We start from the raw sequence: 17,871 nt of genomic DNA, 5'->3' as shown, positions 1-17,871 counted from the left end.
CTTTTATGATACAGTTTTTGGCAGAAGTTGACTATTGATGCACAATGAAGAGGAGAAATTAAATCGATTATTTTTCTGCTGTTTTACCCATTTTTTGAGCAATAAAACTAATAATAACCAACTGAATGGCGTGGTACAGCATAATTGGAAGCAACATTAAACCTTGAGCAGCCATCCCTTTAAACAGTACGCTTGACATCACAGATCCGTGTACCAATGATTTTTTTGATCCACAAAAAAGAGCTGTGATACGATCGTTTCGACCAAGGTTTAACCATTTACTCAATTGACTAACTAAGGCATAAACTAAGCTAAATAATGCCAATACAGAAACCAGAATAATTAATAGATTAATCCAAGGTATTGATTCAAAAAGGTTGCTGTTAAATGATTTGGCAAAGCTTTTATATACGATTAAAAGAATAATACTTTTGTCGAACAAAGCCAGTTTTTTGCTATGTTTCTTCACAAATTTTCCCCAAAAGCGGTGCAAAAACAAACCAATAATTACCGGCAATAAAATTTTAAGGAAAAGACTGATCAGTATTCCGGATAACTCAAATGAAGCATTGGTAGTGTTAATAAATAATCCGATCCAAAGAGGGGTGATTAAGATGCCAATTAATCCTGATAAACTGGCATTAAAAATAGCACCAGGTACGTTTCCTTTTGCCATTACAACCATTACAACAGATGAAGAAACGGTTGAAGGTAATGCCGCCAGAAAAAAGATGGCCAGCCATATAAGTCTTGACTCATCACTTGTTAGCAAAGGATAAAAGGCTAATATTAGTAATGGAAACAAAGCAAAGGTTGTTATCTGCACCAATAAGTGAAGTTTGATATTATTCATGCCTTGGCGCATTTCGCGGGGACTTAGTTTTAAACCGTAAAAGAAGAAAATAAGAGCGATACCAATTTGAGTAATCTTTTCTAACGAAAACCAACCATTATATAATGCTGGTTCAGGCATAAGCCAGCCTAATGCAATCATTGCCATTAAAGCCAGAATAAATGGATCTATTATTTTTTTCATTTAAAAGTTTTGGTAAATATAAGCTGAAAATATATTGGCACATGCCTTTCTTGTTTTTATCAACATCTTTTGTAACTATTTTCGATACTATGTGTTAAATATAGAGATGCAATTAGTCATTGATTGTTCATTCAAAAATATTTTACCTTTGAATCATTATTCTAACTTAAATCAATATAAGTATGGCAGTGTTTAACTATTCCAGGTTTTTTAATGAGAATACCGAGTTGGGGCAGTTGATTTATGAAAAATGTCAGAAGTATAAATCAGGTGAATTGGTTTATGCTCAGGATTCCAATATGAACCATGCTTATTATGTGAAGAGCGGTTTGTTAAAGATATACAGAAGTGGTGCCAGGGGCGAACAGCAGATTGTTCGCCTAGTGAAAGAAGGAAGCTTAATAGGTTTTCATTCAATGCTTTCTGACGAACCGGAAGTGACAGGTTGCGAGAGTTTAAATGACGCTCAGGTATGTGTTATTCCGGGTGATTTATTGAAAGACTCGATGAAAAAGGATAAGGCATTATCGGAGTTGATAATGAAACAAACCTGTGAAGAATTAAAGCAGACATGTAATTCAATGCTTGAAATATCGCAAAAAACTGTACGTGGCCGATTAGCTAACCTGTTTTTAAAGTTACAGGAACTCTTTCAGGCCAAAGACGACGAAGCTATTCCTCTGGTCATTTCAAGGGTTGATATGGCTCGTTGGATTGGCACTTCAAAAGAGTCGGTAAGTCGATTGATAACTGAATTTAAGGAGGACGGTATTCTTACCTTTAGTCGTAACGAGATACGGATTAACAGTAAAGATAAGCTTAATAAAATAGTGATGATATCATAAAAGAAACGCCTTCCGGATTCGGAAGGCGTTTTTTCTTGTTTGCTATTCTTTAAATATCTTCATTTTCTTCGCACCGTCAGAAGTTGCTATTAATACAAGGTAATAACCTGTTGCTGCCTGATTGATGTTAAATTCATAATCCGATATCGAACTGGAATTCTCAAAGGATTTTGTATCAATTAACTGTCCTCGCATATTATAAATTTTTACATCAGCTGCATTATTATTCAGTTCTTCTAATCTAATTTTAAATATACCATTTGTTGGATTTGGATAAATGGTAAATTCATCCTCATTTCCACTATTTACAAGATTATCAACATTTGTTGAACCATCTTTTTTAACCGTAACGGCAAATGTCACCTGAGCCACATCAGTGCCTGATGTTGCCTGAAGGGTAATTAAAGCCAATCCTGCAGTGCTGTTTTCATAACTAAGCATTAATGTATTATTGTTTATGGAAGCTGCAACTGCAGCAGGCGTAGAATTGTTGGCTAACGTTAAGGTGATATCAGCACCTGTTTTATGTCCAAATACATTGCTGATATTAATTGCATCACTCAGGGATGTAGTCAATCTGTTCAGGTTAGGTAATTTTTCATTTATAAAAAGTGGATTCCCTGATTCACCTGTAAACAATCCTCTACCGTGGGTTGCAACAATAACCTTACCATCAAATTCACTTGCTTTAACACGGTTGCAAACAACATTACCAAGGTTATTACTGTCTATATTAGTCCATTGAGTTGAGGCTCCTGCCAGTGCGCTTGTTTCATATGCTCCAATACTGGTTGATACGTAATAAGTTTTTACTCCGTTCCAGTTCAGAATAGCTGCACTTCTTATGGATGGACCAGGTAAGGCTTCTGTGGCTGCTAGATTACCATCTATAATACTAAAAGTTGCTCCTCCGTCAGTTGAATGAAAAAGAGAAGGAACTCCATAGTTAGCAAACACCACAATAATTTCATCGGCATCATAAGGATTAACAGCTATGTAGTATGGGTACGAACCCTCAGAGGCTGTATTCATTGTTATTGTTGTTCTGCTGATCGCAGATTCTTCTTCAACACTATTCTCTACCCGGTATAAGTTAGGGTATGTTCCGGTAAAGGTGGCATAATAGAATATATGACTAGGTACTTTTGACGCTGTCATAGCAGTAATTGCTTCACCAGGAGCATCTAAAGCAGCAGGTGCATACCATCCTTCCATTGTGGTTCCTGAATTAAAATTGCTTATGTTTTCAACATTCAGATTGATCCATAGTTGCTCGCCTCCTGCATAATACATGGTAGTATCTCCGCTTGGATCGATGCAGAATGGATTGATAAAAAGCTGCCCTGTTGCATCCGTCGGTGTAATACGCGACCAATTATCTGATTCTGTTAAAGAAAAAGGATTTAATGGGTCGCCGGTTATTTGGTTATAGCCGGTTCGCATTACACTCCCGTTTTGTGTTGAAATATAAGCGTAATTGGGTGATAAGTAGCAATACGCGCCATCGCCGGTGCTGATGTCAACAGAAGATGAACTGCCTGTTTTAAAGAAGGGGGAACCATTGTCCTGAGTACCTCCAAGATAACGAGTCTCATTAGCCATCATTGGATTTGCCAAAGTATAAAATTGCGTCACATTATATCCATTGTTCATATCCTGCCAGGGAAGTAACTCAGGAATAGTAATACTTTGGGTTATATCTGATACGTAACTTAAACCACCGTCATGACCACTCCAAACAGCATTAGCATTGGAAGGATCAAAAACAGTAATATGACAATCAGGATGATGATTAGGGTAGAAAAATACACCGGAGCCCTCAGGGCCATATCCGCCAATCCATCCAAAATCAATGTCTGGAGTTGTAGCAAAGGCATCATTTGATCGGAATAAAGATGTACTGCCAACGATTACAAAATCCTCATCATCAGGTTTAACAGCTAATGTCATATTGTAACTACCCTGGCTTCCTAAAGAACCATACGTTGGAAGATTGGCTGTGCGATCGGTCAAATATGAATTTGCTACAGTTGACTGATTGATATGAACAACATGGAAATATGGTGTTGAACCATCAACTGTATAAACATAGGCAATGCTCGGGTTGGATGGTGCAAATTTAACTACACTTCGTGAAAAAGTTGTTGGGAATCCATCCGGATTAGTAGACTCCATTTCAATTTTTGTAAAAACTGATGATCCAACCGGACGATAATAAACACCTGCTGAAATAGTTTTATCTGAATCATAACCATACTCTGACAAAGTCACAATCATATTACCATTGCTGTCAATATCAAAATCGGAATAATAATGATCATTACTACCTCCAATGACACCTCCAATCTTATATTCACCCAAATCTTCATAGGCATAAATAATACCATAGCTGTGTGCTGCAATGTAAATGGTACCCGTAATAGGATCAACCATTATTTTGGATGCATAATCCAGTAAACTATTCCATGAATATGGATTGGTATCATCAATGATAGCTTCCCACGTTACACCATTATCTGTTGATCGATGTAAGCCATAACCAGTATAATAGGCACTTCGGGCATTAGCTGAGTTGCCCGAAAATTCACCACCAACATAATACCATGTGTCCTGGTGACCAGTCCGGGTATCCTGACAGATGGAATTAACAGCGAATGATTCGGTTTGAGTGGTTTGCAGCGACCATGATTGTCCCTTGTCTGTAGACCTCCAGATTCCTCCGGAAACACCACCAGCCAGAACATGATTTGCATTTCGAATGTCAATGGCTAAAGCTCTTGTCCGGCCACCTACATCACCAGGACCAACTTCAGACCAGTTGTAATTATCAGCTTGAGTACTTTTAAGATTTAATGCTTTAAATTGATTGAAAAGTGCAACTTCTTTTGTTCTGATTCCTTCTGGAATTGAATTAGTGGAAGGATCTCTAAGTACATTGAAAAAGAATTCATCTCTTTCTTCGGCTGAGCCGGGAGTTGCTTTGGGAGAAAAACTGGATTTAATTCTGGTTGCAGCAAAACCTTCGTTAATTTCTGATTTTTGATTTAGAAAATATATTGCCAAAATAGCAAGAATGCTTGCTGTAAAAAGAATAGAGTATTTAAATAAATGTTTTTTCATTTTTAGGTTTAAGATTTAGTGTGTTTTAATTAAGGTCCAATGTTTGTTTTCTTGTTGATTTTCATCGCCTTTTAATAAGGCTTTTATTGTATTCCCTTTAAGTGAATCGTCTATTTTGTCATTTATTATGAGCAACTCTTCGCCTCTCAAAACTACAGGAGCTTGTCTGCCTCTTTTCAAAACAGTTGAAACAATAAAGTAGATTTTATTTTCTTTCATTATTATTTTTCCCTCAGCCAAAATTGAGTTCATTTCAATCGTTTGCTCCGATGGAACTGCTGGTCTGCCAATATCTTCAGATGAAGTTTCAGTAGTACTTTTCTTTTGTGAAGAGCAAGACAATATTAGAATTGTGAATACTAAAACAGGTAAAAACTTTATTCCAGACATCAAATTTATTTTTCAATTGTTCTGAAAGATAAGCTAATATTTTCAGTTACTCAATATACTTTATGGAATGACGTTTTAAGATTTTTTAGGTTTGGCGTCTTTTACAGAAGATAGTTCATATTCTTTTTTCCGAATGATCAACTTAAGTGTATGAATTTACAAGGATAAATAATTTTCCAATTTTATAGAGATATTCTAGATACTTCTTATCTTAATGCTATAATGTTCCTTTACTTTAACAGGAAACAATTTAGAGAATATGATTCAGATTGGAGAATTAATAGACTTGATTACCAGTGTTGTGCTTACTCTTTATCTTATTAAATTAATAAAAGATACACGTACGAATACTAAGTCATTCTGGTTCTTAGGAATTTTGTTAATTCTTCTATCTAAGTTTTTATCAGTTATTGAGGTGTTTTTTATACCGGTTACGATTAATCTTGTTGAACATTTTTCGTTTATGTTGGCCAGTATAATGTTTGCAATTAGTGTTTATCAGAAGGAGCTATGATGGATGAGTATATTATCATATTTCAGGAAATTATAGCTGCAATTGCACTTTTATTTGCAATGGTTACATTGGTATTCAGATATAAGAAAAACAAAAGAATGTCTCAACTGATATTGGCACTTGCAATGTTTCCCTTGTTTCTTTCTGCCTTTGTAAATATTCTCGAATATCTTGTTGATTTTAAAACCGCAGAAGATTTTGAGGATTTTATAGCATTGCTTTTTTTACCGATTTTAATTTTTTCAATACATACTTCATTATTAAATACTGAATTAGAAAAACGAAATCAGAGTGAAACAAAGTTCAAAGGTTTGTTTAATCAATCTTTTTCTTTTATGGGCTTATTAAATGCAAAAGGGGAGTTGCTAGAAGCCAATGAAACAGCTATGAAGATTGTTGAAGATGATGAATATAATCCTATTGGGCAACCTTTTGATAAAACATATTGGTGGCATCATTCTGAAGAAGAACAAGAAAAAGTACGTAAAGCAATAGAAGAAGCCAGAAAAGGTAAAACCATACGATTCGAATCAACTCATTCAACCAAGGATAATCAGCTGTTACACTTCGACGTTACCTTTAAGCCCATCATGGATAATGATGGTAAATTATTATACATTATTCCTGAAGGAAGAGAGATTTCTGAGATTAAAGATGCACGTCTTGAGCTTGAAAGACACAAAGCAAATTTAGAATTGATTGTAAATGAACGTACGAAGGCCTTAATTTCTGCAAATAGAGAGGTGGGCGTTGTAAATGAAAAATTACAAAAGAAAAATGCTGAACTGGAGGAAATAATTAGTCAGCTGAAGGTTGCACAGCAACAGGTAATTGATTCAGAAAAGATGGCTTCTTTAGGTGTGTTAACTGCCGGAGTTGCTCATGAGATAAATAATCCATTGAATTTTATATTAGGAGCCTGTACAGCCCTGGAAAGTATAATGGAAGATAATCAGTTAATGGATAGTAATATACCTATGTTATTGAAGCATATTAAAACAGGTGTTGATAAAGCTTCAACTATTGTTTCCAGTTTAAATCAATTTAGCAGGAATGTTGATGGATGTAATGAGTTGGTTGATATTCATGCTGTGATTGATGACTGTTTGGTGATGATTAATTATCGGTTAAAAAATAACATCAGAATCATAAAAGAATTTGCATCCAATCAATTAATTGCATTAGGAAATGTGGGAAAGATGCACCAGGTTTTTATGAATATATTTCTGAATGCTTGTCAGGCAATAAATGGAAAAGGCACAATCACCATTAAAACTTATAGGGAAGAAAAGAATATTATTATTGATATAGCAGACACAGGTATTGGTATTGCCGAAGAAAACCTGAATAAAGTAATTGCACCTTTTTTTACTACAAAAGCTCCCGGAGAAGGGACTGGATTAGGAATGGCAATAACCTATAATATTATTAAACAACATGATGGAATGTTAGAAATAACTTCTAATTTTGGGGCCGGAACTAATATTAGAATTAAGCTTCCTTATTTCAATAAAGTGAATCAAGTAAAATGACGAAGATCCTTTTTGTAGATGATGAGTTTATTAATCGTGAATTATTCTCAATAAACTTATCTAAAACATATAACGTAATAACAGCCGATGATGGTCCTGCTGCATTGCAGGTTTTGGAGGAAAATCCTGATATCAAGGTTATTTTTAGTGATATGAGAATGCCTCAAATGAATGGAATTGATTTTGTAAAAGAGGCCAAAAGAAAATTCCAGGATCTGAAATGTTATATTCTTACAGGCTTTGACATATCAACCGAGATTCAACAAGCTTTAAACGAAAACCTGATTGTGAAATATTTTCGTAAGCCTTTTAATATGAATCTTATTCGTAGTGAAATAGAAAAAAATATTTAAGTAGCTTATAGTAGAATTAGAGATAATCTGTTGATTCTGTATCAATAAGACAAGATAAAAAAAAGTGGATCTCGAAAAATCCACTTTTTTATTTTTATTCAGTTGAGATACTATTTCATTAGTCTCACTCCATAGATTCCTCCCGCAATGGAACCGGGTTCTGCAATAAATTTCAATTCTATTTTACCGGTATTGATTTTGTCTTTAATATTATCTAACGGATAGTCTATAAAATAGAACCCATCATTATTCGCTTCTAATGAAACATTGACTAAGAGATTTCCATTCATTTCAATTCTAAACTTACGTCCTGCATCACCACTGAAATATTCGATTCGTAAGATCCGGGCCTGAGCCTTTTTATCATTCAGTTGGTAGCTGAACCAACCCGATGCATCACGCCAGAACCTCTCGCCATTTAAGCCTGAATTTGTTTTTTCTCCTTTAAAGAAATGATCAGATTCCGGTTGTTGTTCTCCGGGAGCCACTTTGTCAATAGTTTTCTTTTCAAGAGCCATTAGAGCTTCCTCTTCAGCCTTAATTTTCTCCATCTGACTATTAAATTCATCTTTTGTATATACAGGCCAGTATACCATGTATCTTGCGTCATGTACTTCGAAGAATGGTTGTAACTCCATTTTCTTACCTCCATCAACATCTATCCAAAAATGCATTGGTTTATCTTCAATCGGATGTATATGATCCTTGAAATCTTTCTGGTCAGAAATAATGGCTGGAGCCTGTTCCAAAGGTCTCATCTCGCCTCTTGCAATATGTCCCATCCGGCTATCATCAGCATATAATCCATCTAAATCTAAAGTATCTGTTTTGGCGCCTAACACAATTGGACCGTATGCAACTGATGCATAATTCGAGTTGTCGGGCAAATATTCGATGGATGTATGCATTGGCATTTTAACGGTTACTAAATCACCTTCTTTCCAATCTGAATAATTGATTTTTATGTAACCATTGGTTATATCAGAACGAATAGGCTTATCATTTAAACTCACTATGGGTGTTTCTTCACCCAACCATGATGGCAAACGTAAATTCAGATTAAAAGGTGCGCCCGCTTTTTGTATTACAAAACTTATTTCTTCGGAATATGGGAATTGAGTTTCCATTAAAAGTTGAACTCCTTGTTCTTTCCAATTTAATGTTGATGGAATGAATAAGTTTACAAATAAATTATCAGAAGTATGAGTGTAAATTAATTCGCTGTACTTACTATGGTTTTCCAAACCAGAGCCTACGCAGCACCAAAAAGAAGTATGGACCTGTGAATAAACCCTGTAATGTTGTGGACGCATAGGAGTGAAATAAACAAACCCACCTGTTTTTGGATGCTGTGAGGACAAAATGTGATTGTATAGAGCTCTTTCGTAGTAGTCAAGATATTTATGGTCGTTTTCGCTCAAAAACAGTAGCTTACTTAATCGGAGCATATTATAAGTATTACAAGTCTCTGGTCCTTGTTCCGACTTAATCATAGGGGAGAAATCATCGGGCGAATGAAAGTGCTCTCTAACACTGTTTCCGCCAATTGAAATTGTCATATCATTCACAACTAAATCCCAAAAATATTCAGAAGCATTATTCCATGATGAATCTTTAGCTACATCGGCATATCTTTTAAATCCTATTACTTTAGGTATTTGTGTATTGGCATGTAATCCAACCAGGTTGATGTTTTTGTTTAGCAGAGGATTTAAGATTGAATAATCTGAGAACCTGCGTGCAAAATTGAGGTATTTATCATCATTTGTAAGCTCTGCCACATCAACAAAAACCTCATTCATTCCACCATGTTCGCTAATTAGCATTTTCTGTAATTGTTCGTCTGATAAATGAGCTGTAACACTCATAAACCAATCAGAAAGCTTAATAAGTATACTCAACGCTTCTTCATTATGTGTATACAAATAGGCATCTCTTAGTCCTGCAAATATTTTGTGGATGTTATATAAAGGTACCCACTTATGATTCAATGAGAAACTGCCGGCATCAATTTTACCTTCCGAAATTTCGTTCCACATTTGTTTTCCACCGGGTATGCCACTTAAATATCCATTGCCACTGGCATTCTGACATTTTTTTAACTGGGTTACAAAGTAATTAGCTCTGTCCAATAAAGCTTTATCACCAGTTGATGCATACATCATTGATAATGCCGATAGATAATGTCCACCAATATGACCGTCTAAACCGGTGTTTTCCCAATTGGTGTAGTTTTCTTTAACAACATCCAATCCTGCTTCTTTAAAATATGGTGCTAATAGCCGATCAATATCAAGTTCTAATAAATACTTATGGTCAACTCTCTGAGCATTATAGAAAGGAGAGAAATTTAATCTGACATCTTCCAAAGAAAACGTTTGCATTTTTGCTGGTTTTTCGCACCCAAGAAAAAATACAGCAATTGTTAAAAAAACGATGAATTTATTCATATTAATTTAGTTGTATTTACATTTTCCAGGTAGCAAAGTTGGAAAATATTCTTAATTCTTACTGTCAATAATCCGTCAATAAAGTGGACAAATCTATAAAATGTATTATTTATTTGTGCACTTAACTATTTATATTACTCAGATAATGAAGTGTATATGGTTGTTGGATTCTTTCGCTTATTCTGTCACTAATTATCCACCAAAAAAAAATATTAATGAACCTTTCCGATGTGATAGGAGTGTACTTTTGATTTAACATTTTGAAACACATTTAACGTGAATGTGAAAATTTCTAAAACGGGAATTAGGAAAAATTAACTGAGTTACCAAAATTATTAAGTCATTTTCCTTATTGCTATTTATAGAAGTGATTAATGAGAATAGTACAAATGCAGAGATTCTGTTAGAATGAATGCATTTTTTAAATAATGAATAGACATTGATATTAATTGTTAACTAAAGCTATAGTAATGAAAATAACAAACAAACTGATCAGGCGCGCCTTGTTCGCAGTAGTTTTTGCGGCATTTGGCTTAGTTGGGTGTGAGCAGTCAGACGTGTATATGATTAATGCACCTTCTGATCTGCAAGACCAGATCGACTCAATTGCTAATGCAAATGCAAGTATTGACACAGGTGATACAACCTATGTAACCATTGCTACCGCAATTGTTGGTCCGGAAGATAATAGTGCTGCATGGTGGGCTCATTTCTCAGATTATTTTACGATTCCAACAAACAAATTATTACATCTTGAATTTATCAATCATAATGGTGGAAGTTCTAATAACTGGAACAACTGGAATTTAGCCATTGTGAATGTTCCGGATCGGGATGCTGAAAATTATTCTGAGTATTTTGTATTAAGATCTGATGCATATGGTTGGGGTAATGATGATTTTGATCTTAATATAATATCTCAAAACTATCCTGATACAGATGGAGACGGTGATATTTGGAACGATTTCCGCACCACAATGGATGGAGCCAAAGTTAGTCTGGATATTGATCACTCTGCAACAGGTAACGTATATATAACAGCAACTGCTGTTGGAACAAATGGAACAGAGCTTGTTCAAACATATCACCAGGCAGTTTCTGCTAGTGAAGATATTTCGGCTTTCTTGATTTGTGACGGTAGCTATTTTGAGATGAAGAAGGCATATCTGATACCTTCAAAGGTTACAGTTGTTGAAGATGTTAATCCAGCTTCTATCTCTGTTACCGGAACACCAAATTTTGTTGAAATTGGTGACGAAGATTTCTGGGGAGATGGAGTAGCAACGGTTACATTTGCTGATGGTTCATCGACAGTTGTTGATACTGCAGATGTTTCATTCAGTGTGATTCCTGATATGTCTACTTTGGGTCAAAAGACTGTTGCCGTGGCTTACAGTAAAACCAAACAAGGCAATTATGGTCCGGCGGTAACAACCAGTTATACTTTAGAGGTAACCAATGCAGTTACGAATCTTGAGGTTACATCATTGCCGGTTATGACAACTTATGCATTCTTCGGAACTGAATCTCCAGCTTTTGATACTGAAGGTTTGGTTGTAACAGCGACTTATTCAGATGGTTCGACAAGTGTTATGGATAATGCGACTCTTCAATTCGAAATTCCATTAGCTGCCGGTGCTCAGGATGCTATTATTTCTTATGTTGGAGCAACAGGTACAGTAACTACAACTTGTCCGCTTACAATTATTGAAGGAACCAGTCAGGTTGGAGCAACAGATTTCTCAACAGCATGGTGGACTGAATTCTCTAGTGACTATACTGTTGCAGCTGGTTCTAGCAAAGTGTTTACTACGTACTGTTATTCAAATGAAGTTAATAACTGGAATAGCCCTTGTACAATTCTTCGAAAAGCTGATAATACAGAGTATGGTGTAGTTCGTATGGATAGCTTTGGATGGGGAGACGGCTATGGTACTGCAGTTCTTTCGAGCGACTGGAACTGGGATATTTTTACATCAAATATTAATGGTTCAAAGGTTGTAATTACAGTAACCAATAATGGTGATAATACGGCCGATATCAATTATGATGTTACCTATGCTTCAGGTGAAACACATTTCCAGAAATATGAAGGTATAACTATTGACAGTTCTGACTTGAATTGTGCCCTGGTTATTGAAGGAGCTTATGTCGTAATTACTGAATAATTATTAAGATAAATAAATTAATTATGAAATATATATATTTAATCCTGTTGGCATTGTTGGTATTTGTACCATCAGCATTTGCTGTAGGAAATGGTAATACAGATCAGATATCGATGATCCAGCAAGGCGATATAACTGTATTTGGTAAAGTAGTTGACGATAGCGGAGAATCTGTTCCGGGTGCAACAGTGCAGGAAAAAGGTACAACCAATGGTATCATAACTGATATCGATGGAAACTTCTCTCTTAATGTATCATCTGATGCTACACTTGTTATTTCTTTTATTGGATATAAAACAATTGAAATACCTGTTGAAGGAAAAACTCAACTGGGCACTATTTCATTGATTTCTGATATGCAGGAAATCGATCAGGTAGTTGTAATCGGTTATGGTACTCAGAAAAAAGCTGACTTAACAGGTTCTGTCGCTATTGTGGATGCTGAAGAGATGAAGAAACAATCGAATTCAAACATCTCAACAATGTTACAAGGTAAGGCATCAGGAGTTCAAATTACTTCAGATGGTCAGCCGGGTGCAGATCCAACCGTACGTATTCGTGGTATTGGCTCTTTTGGTAGTACAAATCCTCTTTATGTAATTGATGGAGTGCCAATGGGAACAACCATTCGTGACTTCTCTCCAAACGATATCGAATCAATTCAGATCTTAAAAGATGCTTCTGCAGCAGCTATTTATGGTTCACGTGCAGGTAATGGTGTGATTATCATTACCACCAAACAAGGACAGAAGAATTCTCCGATGAAGATTGATTATTCTGGTTACTACGGTATTGATCAGGTTCAAAAAGGAGTTTACGATGTTATGAATGCAGATCAGTACAAAGAGTACTTAACAATGGCTTACGCCAACAGTGATGTAGAACTTCCGGGTGGTTATAATCCTTCAAGTAGTAATTATCTATGGACTACTCTTGCCGATGGATCAGAAGTTGCAACTGTTGACACAGATTGGTTTGATGAAGTGTTTAAAACAGGTATTCGTCAGAATCATAATGTTAATTTCTCTGGTGGTGGTGATAACAATACCTACAATATTGGTCTTGACTACTTTAGCCAGGAAGGTACCATGGAAGGTGCAGGTCCAAACTTCGACCGTTTCACTGCACGTATCAACAATACCATGGATGTGAAGTTTATAAAAATCAGAACTAGTTTGGTTTATAGTCACAGCGATCAGGATAATATGGCCCTTAGTAATGCAAATGAATATGTGCAAGGTCTTTATGGTGGTCAGTATCCGGTAATGGCTTCGGCTCTTCTTTTACCTTCAACCATTAAGGCTTATGATGAGTCTACATGGGTGCTTGATGACAAACTTTCTTCTGCTTCCGGATGGAATTATGATGCATTTGGTTATGGTACATACTACGACGATGTTCATGGTGACTTGCGTATGACTAATGTGTTGATGACTAATAATCTGTTGGAAAGAAATGTAAAAGTTGATCGTTTTGTAGGTTCTGCTAATACAAGTTTTGATATTTTGGATATGCTTGGCCTTGAAAGCGGTAATCAAAAGTTATCGTACAACCTTAACTTGGCTTACAGTAAGACTATAGTTAAGAATTATACATTTATTCCGGCATTTATTTCAAGTACCACAAACTATTTACCAAAGGAAAGCGAAGTACTAAGTGAAGAATATCGTTATACCAGTGATCAGCTGATTGAGAATACAATTAATTATAATGGTACTTTCGGGAAGCATAATATTGATGCTGTTGTTGGTCAGACCTACCAAAGTGTATATTATCATTCACTAACAGGTACAGGGAATAATATGTCTGAGCCTTATTATTTGCAACTAAATAATGCAACAGATAATAATTCATTCAGCTACGAAAGTGATTGGATGATGGCTTCTTATATTGGTCGTATTAACTATAACTTCGATGGTAAATATTTGATCTCGGCAACAGCACGTCGTGATGGTTCAAGCCGTCTTTCTCCTGAAGATCGTTTTGATATTTTTCCATCAGTATCTGCAGGTTGGCGTATCGAACGTGAAAACTTCTTTCCTGTAAGTGAATCAACCATCAGCTTACTTAAGCTTCGTGGTAGCTATGGTGAACTGGGAAGTATTGAAAACCTTGGACCATATGACTATATGGGAACCATGGCAAGAGGAGATTATACTTATAGTTTCGACAATAATAAGGTGACAGGTTCTGCTATTTCAAACTATGTAAATACAGGATTGAAGTGGGAAATTAAGAAAACCCTGGACTTTGGTCTTGATTTGGCCATGTTTAATAATCAGTTTGAATTTAATTTCGACTGGTACGAATCAACATCCGAAGATTTGCATTATAATGTTAGAGTTCCAGCTGAAGCAGGTGTTACTAATGAAACAGTAAAAATGAATGCAGCCACCATGGTTAACTCAGGTTTGGAATTCTTGTTTACTTACCGCAATTATAACCATGCTATTAAGTATGATATTTCTGCAAACATATCAACGCTGTCAAACGAAGTAACCAGTCTGGGTGTTGCCAATGAGCCACAAAATAATGGCGTATGTCGCACAGAAGTAGGACGTGAAGTAGGTTCGTTTTATGGTTGGGTGCTTGAAGATGATGTTCAGAATGAAGATGGCACTTATAATATCAGAAATGGTATAGCTCAAAACCAGGTAGCTATAGATAGTCGTAAAAATGACGAAGGTATGTTTATTTCTCAACCGGGAGCTGAAGCGGGTGACTTGTTATACAAAGACCTTAATAACGATGGTACCATTAATGCTGAGGACCGAACATTCTTGGGAAGTGGATTGCCAGATGTGAACTTTGGTTTAAATGCTCGTGTTGAATGGAATGGTTTCGATTTAAGCATTGCTACATTTGGTGCTGCAGGGTTTAAAGCAGTTGATTTTGTTGATGGTGAGTTAAGAAGTTCATATGGTGCAACTAACAAGGATGTAAGTCTGTTAAATGCCTGGACAACACAAAATACAAACACTGATGTGCCTCGCGTTCAATATAAATCAGCTAATGCCACAAACAATTATTTCAGCGACAGATATATTCAGGATGCTAGCTATTTAAAAATTGCAAATGTGCAATTAGGATATAATTTCCCTAACGAATGGTTTAAAGGCACTGTAAGTAATGTTCGTGTATATGCATCTGCTCAGAACCTGGCTACAATAACCAAGTACAAAGGTTATAACGTAGACTTTTCAGGCGGTACATTCACACCTGGTTACAACTATGCCTCTTATCCAACACCACGATCATTTATGGTTGGATTAAACATGACATTCTAATTTATAATCTACTAATAGAGAAGCAATATGAGACGTTTAAATATATTTCTAGTAATATTCACGCTAATCGCTGGGTTGACTGCCTGTGATGATCAGCTTGATGTTACCAATCCGAATAATCAGACCACATTTGAATTCGGAGACACAGAGTCGGAACTTCAGGAAGCTATTGTATCGTGTTACAATCGAATTCGTTTGGAAGGTACCTTTGCCCGCGTAGGTTATGTTATTGATGCTGTGAGGGGTGATGAGGTATGGAACTCATCCCAACAATGGTATATTGATGCAGATAACCTGAATCATACTTCAGCTTATTTTATGGCTGAATGGCCATGGCGTGATAACTACCATGTTGTAAACCGTGCAAACTTTGTGTTGTCAAAAGTAGACGGAGTTCAGATGTCGGAAGACTCGTACAATCAAATTAAAGGACAGGCTCTTTTCTTAAGATCTTTAGCTTACTATAATTTAGCAACAATATATCAGGATGTACCATTAATTACTAATTATGATGATTATTCTGATATAAGTACGATGTATGCACAAACTGCCAGTCAGGACTCAGTATTAAATAAAGTTGAGGAAGATCTTACATTAGCAATGCAGATTTTGCCATCGCGAAATGAAGGTGGAGAGTGGGCATCAGGTCGTGCTACTTCAGGTGCTGCTGCCGGATATATGGCAAGAACGTTAATGTTCCGTCATAAATTTACTGAGGCTTATGCTATTCTTAAAGATATTATCGCTGGTGATTATGGTGATTATGAACTAACTGCTGATTTTGGTGATAATTTCAGAGAAGACACAGAAAACAATAAAGAAAGTCTATTTGAAGTTCAATTTATGGACTATGGAACAGGTGGTACAGATGAAGAGTGGACTCCTGTAAACATCAGTTCAGAAGCAACACAAGGTCATGCTGTAGAAAGTAACTATGCTCCACAGGATAAAGGTAGCTGGGGTGACTGTGCTGCATCACCATGGTTATATAACCTGTTTAAAGAAGAGAAATGTACAGATGGTTTCCTTGATCCACGTTTATATTGGACATTGGTTACCTATGAGGCTGAATATGATGCGATAACAGGTGTTGCTACAGCTGCGTACCCAGATGGAGATCCTCGTCAAAATGTAGCATATAAAGATCAATTAATACCTGTTACAGGTGATAAAGATAATGACTGGATTCTTAAGTTTAGATCTAACACTTCTCAGGGAGGTATATCCATTGCAAAGTGGACTTATGCAAGAACAGACATTTCTGAAGATGTAATTGTAGGGTTAAGAACAGGTATTAATTTACGTTTAATGCGTTATAGTGATGTTCTATTGCGTGCAGCCGAATGTGAAAATGAAATTAATGGTCCAACACAAACAGCCATTGATTACATAAATGAGGTTCGTCGACGCGTAGCTCTTCCAGACCTTCAACTTACTGACTTTCCAACTGCTGATGCACTTTTTGAGCAAATTGCAAATGTTGAGCGTCCAAAAGAATTTGGTTGTGAAAATGGTCGCGGAACTGACTTGATTCGTTGGGGATTCTTCTATGATGCTGGTCGTATGCAGCAACTTAAAGAGCATTCTTATTATAAGTTAGCTCCTAAACAACTATACACCTGGGTAGAAGACGGTGTAGAAAAACAAGAAGAATTTGTAATTGTTGATACAGAAGAGCTAAGTGCTGTTAATTCCAATGGATCATCTTATGATACCTACATTACAGGACATGAATATTTCCCTGTATGGCAAACTAATCTTGATACTAATCCGAATCTTGTTGGTAACTCGGCAAATAAAAATTCAGATAATAGTACTGTTTTCTTTGAAAAAGGATATGCTGTTAGACCGGTTTATAATTTAGACTAACAATTATTTTATAGCTTACTTAATAACTTCCTTATCAATGCGATTGTTGCCATTGGTAAGGAAGTTTTTTTATTTGCTGGTAATATGAATAAATGAATGTATGACTCTATATCATATTCAGACTATTAAGAAGTAAACTATATTTGTTAGTTTAATACGGTATGTGTTAATGTGTTAGAATGTAAGTAGTTGTATTGATGTTACTTGTAAGATGTTATCTATTTTTCTACATTAAATAAGTTATAGTCCACCCTTAATGGTCATTTATTAGTTTATTTTGAATTCAAGAATCTTATTAAGTTTGGAG

The 17,871-nt window shown here is 35.8% G+C and carries 11 protein-coding genes; 7 read left to right on the top strand and 4 right to left on the bottom strand.

What is annotated here, in order from left to right; all coding sequences use genetic code 11:
• Positions 1 to 67: 67 nt before the first annotated feature.
• Positions 68 to 1,036 carry a bile acid:sodium symporter family protein gene (locus ACRD62_RS05835; protein ID WP_430819192.1) on the bottom strand — a complete coding sequence of 323 codons (969 nt, stop codon included), beginning with the start codon at positions 1,034 to 1,036 and terminating at the stop codon, positions 68 to 70.
• 182 nt (positions 1,037 to 1,218) lie between these two features.
• Here ACRD62_RS05835 and ACRD62_RS05830 point away from each other — a divergent pair, with 182 nt between their 5' ends.
• Positions 1,219 to 1,881 carry a Crp/Fnr family transcriptional regulator gene (locus tag ACRD62_RS05830; protein WP_430819191.1) on the top strand — a complete coding sequence of 221 codons (663 nt, stop codon included), beginning with the start codon at positions 1,219 to 1,221 and terminating at the stop codon, positions 1,879 to 1,881.
• Positions 1,882 to 1,923: 42 nt separating this feature from the next.
• Here ACRD62_RS05830 and ACRD62_RS05825 read toward each other — a convergent pair whose 3' ends face one another.
• Positions 1,924 to 5,001 carry a T9SS type A sorting domain-containing protein gene (locus tag ACRD62_RS05825; RefSeq protein ID WP_430819190.1) on the bottom strand — a complete coding sequence of 1,026 codons (3,078 nt, stop codon included), beginning with the start codon at positions 4,999 to 5,001 and terminating at the stop codon, positions 1,924 to 1,926.
• A 15-nt stretch (positions 5,002 to 5,016) separates the two neighbouring features.
• Positions 5,017 to 5,391, bottom strand: coding sequence for a hypothetical protein (locus ACRD62_RS05820; protein ID WP_430819189.1), 375 nt, complete (start codon positions 5,389 to 5,391; stop codon positions 5,017 to 5,019).
• A 259-nt stretch (positions 5,392 to 5,650) separates the two neighbouring features.
• Between ACRD62_RS05820 and ACRD62_RS05815 the strand changes: the two genes are divergently transcribed.
• Genes ACRD62_RS05815 through ACRD62_RS05805 form a run of 3 tightly spaced genes read left to right on the top strand, consistent with a single transcriptional unit; the run spans position 5,651 to position 7,790 of the window.
• Positions 5,651 to 5,905 carry a DUF8530 family protein gene (locus ACRD62_RS05815; protein ID WP_430819188.1) on the top strand — a complete coding sequence of 85 codons (255 nt, stop codon included), beginning with the start codon at positions 5,651 to 5,653 and terminating at the stop codon, positions 5,903 to 5,905.
• Complete coding sequence (locus ACRD62_RS05810; RefSeq protein WP_430819187.1) at positions 5,902 to 7,437, top strand: PAS domain-containing sensor histidine kinase; 1,536 nt, start codon at positions 5,902 to 5,904, stop codon at positions 7,435 to 7,437. Before ACRD62_RS05815 ends, ACRD62_RS05810 begins: the two co-directional genes overlap by 4 nt.
• Positions 7,434 to 7,790: a response regulator gene (locus ACRD62_RS05805; RefSeq protein ID WP_321412478.1), complete on the top strand. Its 357-nt coding sequence runs from the start codon at positions 7,434 to 7,436 to the stop codon at positions 7,788 to 7,790. The genes ACRD62_RS05810 and ACRD62_RS05805 overlap by 4 nt, the downstream gene beginning before the upstream one ends.
• 110 nt (positions 7,791 to 7,900) lie before the next feature.
• Here ACRD62_RS05805 and ACRD62_RS05800 read toward each other — a convergent pair whose 3' ends face one another.
• Entirely contained in the window at positions 7,901 to 10,174 is a 2,274-nt protein-coding gene (locus ACRD62_RS05800) for a beta-L-arabinofuranosidase domain-containing protein (RefSeq protein ID WP_430819186.1), read from the bottom strand.
• Positions 10,175 to 10,710: 536 nt separating this feature from the next.
• Between ACRD62_RS05800 and ACRD62_RS05795 the strand changes: the two genes are divergently transcribed.
• The 3 genes from ACRD62_RS05795 to ACRD62_RS05785 are packed head-to-tail and all read left to right on the top strand — an operon-like array spanning position 10,711 to position 17,564.
• Positions 10,711 to 12,408, top strand: a complete 1,698-nt coding sequence (locus ACRD62_RS05795; protein ID WP_430819185.1) for a hypothetical protein — start codon at positions 10,711 to 10,713, stop codon at positions 12,406 to 12,408.
• Between the two features lie 23 nt (positions 12,409 to 12,431).
• On the top strand, positions 12,432 to 15,695 hold the full coding sequence (locus tag ACRD62_RS05790) for a SusC/RagA family TonB-linked outer membrane protein (protein ID WP_430819184.1): 3,264 nt from the start codon (positions 12,432 to 12,434) through the stop codon (positions 15,693 to 15,695).
• 27 nt (positions 15,696 to 15,722) lie between these two features.
• On the top strand, positions 15,723 to 17,564 hold the full coding sequence (locus tag ACRD62_RS05785; RefSeq protein ID WP_430819183.1) for a RagB/SusD family nutrient uptake outer membrane protein: 1,842 nt from the start codon (positions 15,723 to 15,725) through the stop codon (positions 17,562 to 17,564).
• Positions 17,565 to 17,871: the final 307 nt, after the last annotated feature.

Source organism: Carboxylicivirga caseinilyticus (assembly GCF_050589785.1).
Lineage (GTDB): Bacteria > Bacteroidota > Bacteroidia > Bacteroidales > Marinilabiliaceae > Carboxylicivirga > Carboxylicivirga caseinilyticus.
The sequence above is the reverse complement of the archived record's forward strand: the minus strand, read 5'-3'. Positions and strand labels throughout refer to the sequence as shown.

Bases quoted from the DNA above. Each gene is read 5' to 3' on its own strand.
- ACRD62_RS05835 (WP_430819192.1), bottom strand. From the start codon at position 1,036: ATGAAAAAAATAATAGATCCATTTATTCTGGCTTTAATGGCAATGATT.
- ACRD62_RS05830 (WP_430819191.1), top strand. From the start codon at position 1,219: ATGGCAGTGTTTAACTATTCCAGGTTTTTTAATGAGAATACCGAGTTG.
- ACRD62_RS05825 (WP_430819190.1), bottom strand. From the start codon at position 5,001: ATGAAAAAACATTTATTTAAATACTCTATTCTTTTTACAGCAAGCATT.
- ACRD62_RS05820 (WP_430819189.1), bottom strand. From the start codon at position 5,391: ATGTCTGGAATAAAGTTTTTACCTGTTTTAGTATTCACAATTCTAATA.
- ACRD62_RS05815 (WP_430819188.1), top strand. From the start codon at position 5,651: ATGATTCAGATTGGAGAATTAATAGACTTGATTACCAGTGTTGTGCTT.
- ACRD62_RS05810 (WP_430819187.1), top strand. From the start codon at position 5,902: ATGATGGATGAGTATATTATCATATTTCAGGAAATTATAGCTGCAATT.
- ACRD62_RS05805 (WP_321412478.1), top strand. From the start codon at position 7,434: ATGACGAAGATCCTTTTTGTAGATGATGAGTTTATTAATCGTGAATTA.
- ACRD62_RS05800 (WP_430819186.1), bottom strand. From the start codon at position 10,174: ATGCAAACGTTTTCTTTGGAAGATGTCAGATTAAATTTCTCTCCTTTC.
- ACRD62_RS05795 (WP_430819185.1), top strand. From the start codon at position 10,711: ATGAAAATAACAAACAAACTGATCAGGCGCGCCTTGTTCGCAGTAGTT.
- ACRD62_RS05790 (WP_430819184.1), top strand. From the start codon at position 12,432: ATGAAATATATATATTTAATCCTGTTGGCATTGTTGGTATTTGTACCA.
- ACRD62_RS05785 (WP_430819183.1), top strand. From the start codon at position 15,723: ATGAGACGTTTAAATATATTTCTAGTAATATTCACGCTAATCGCTGGG.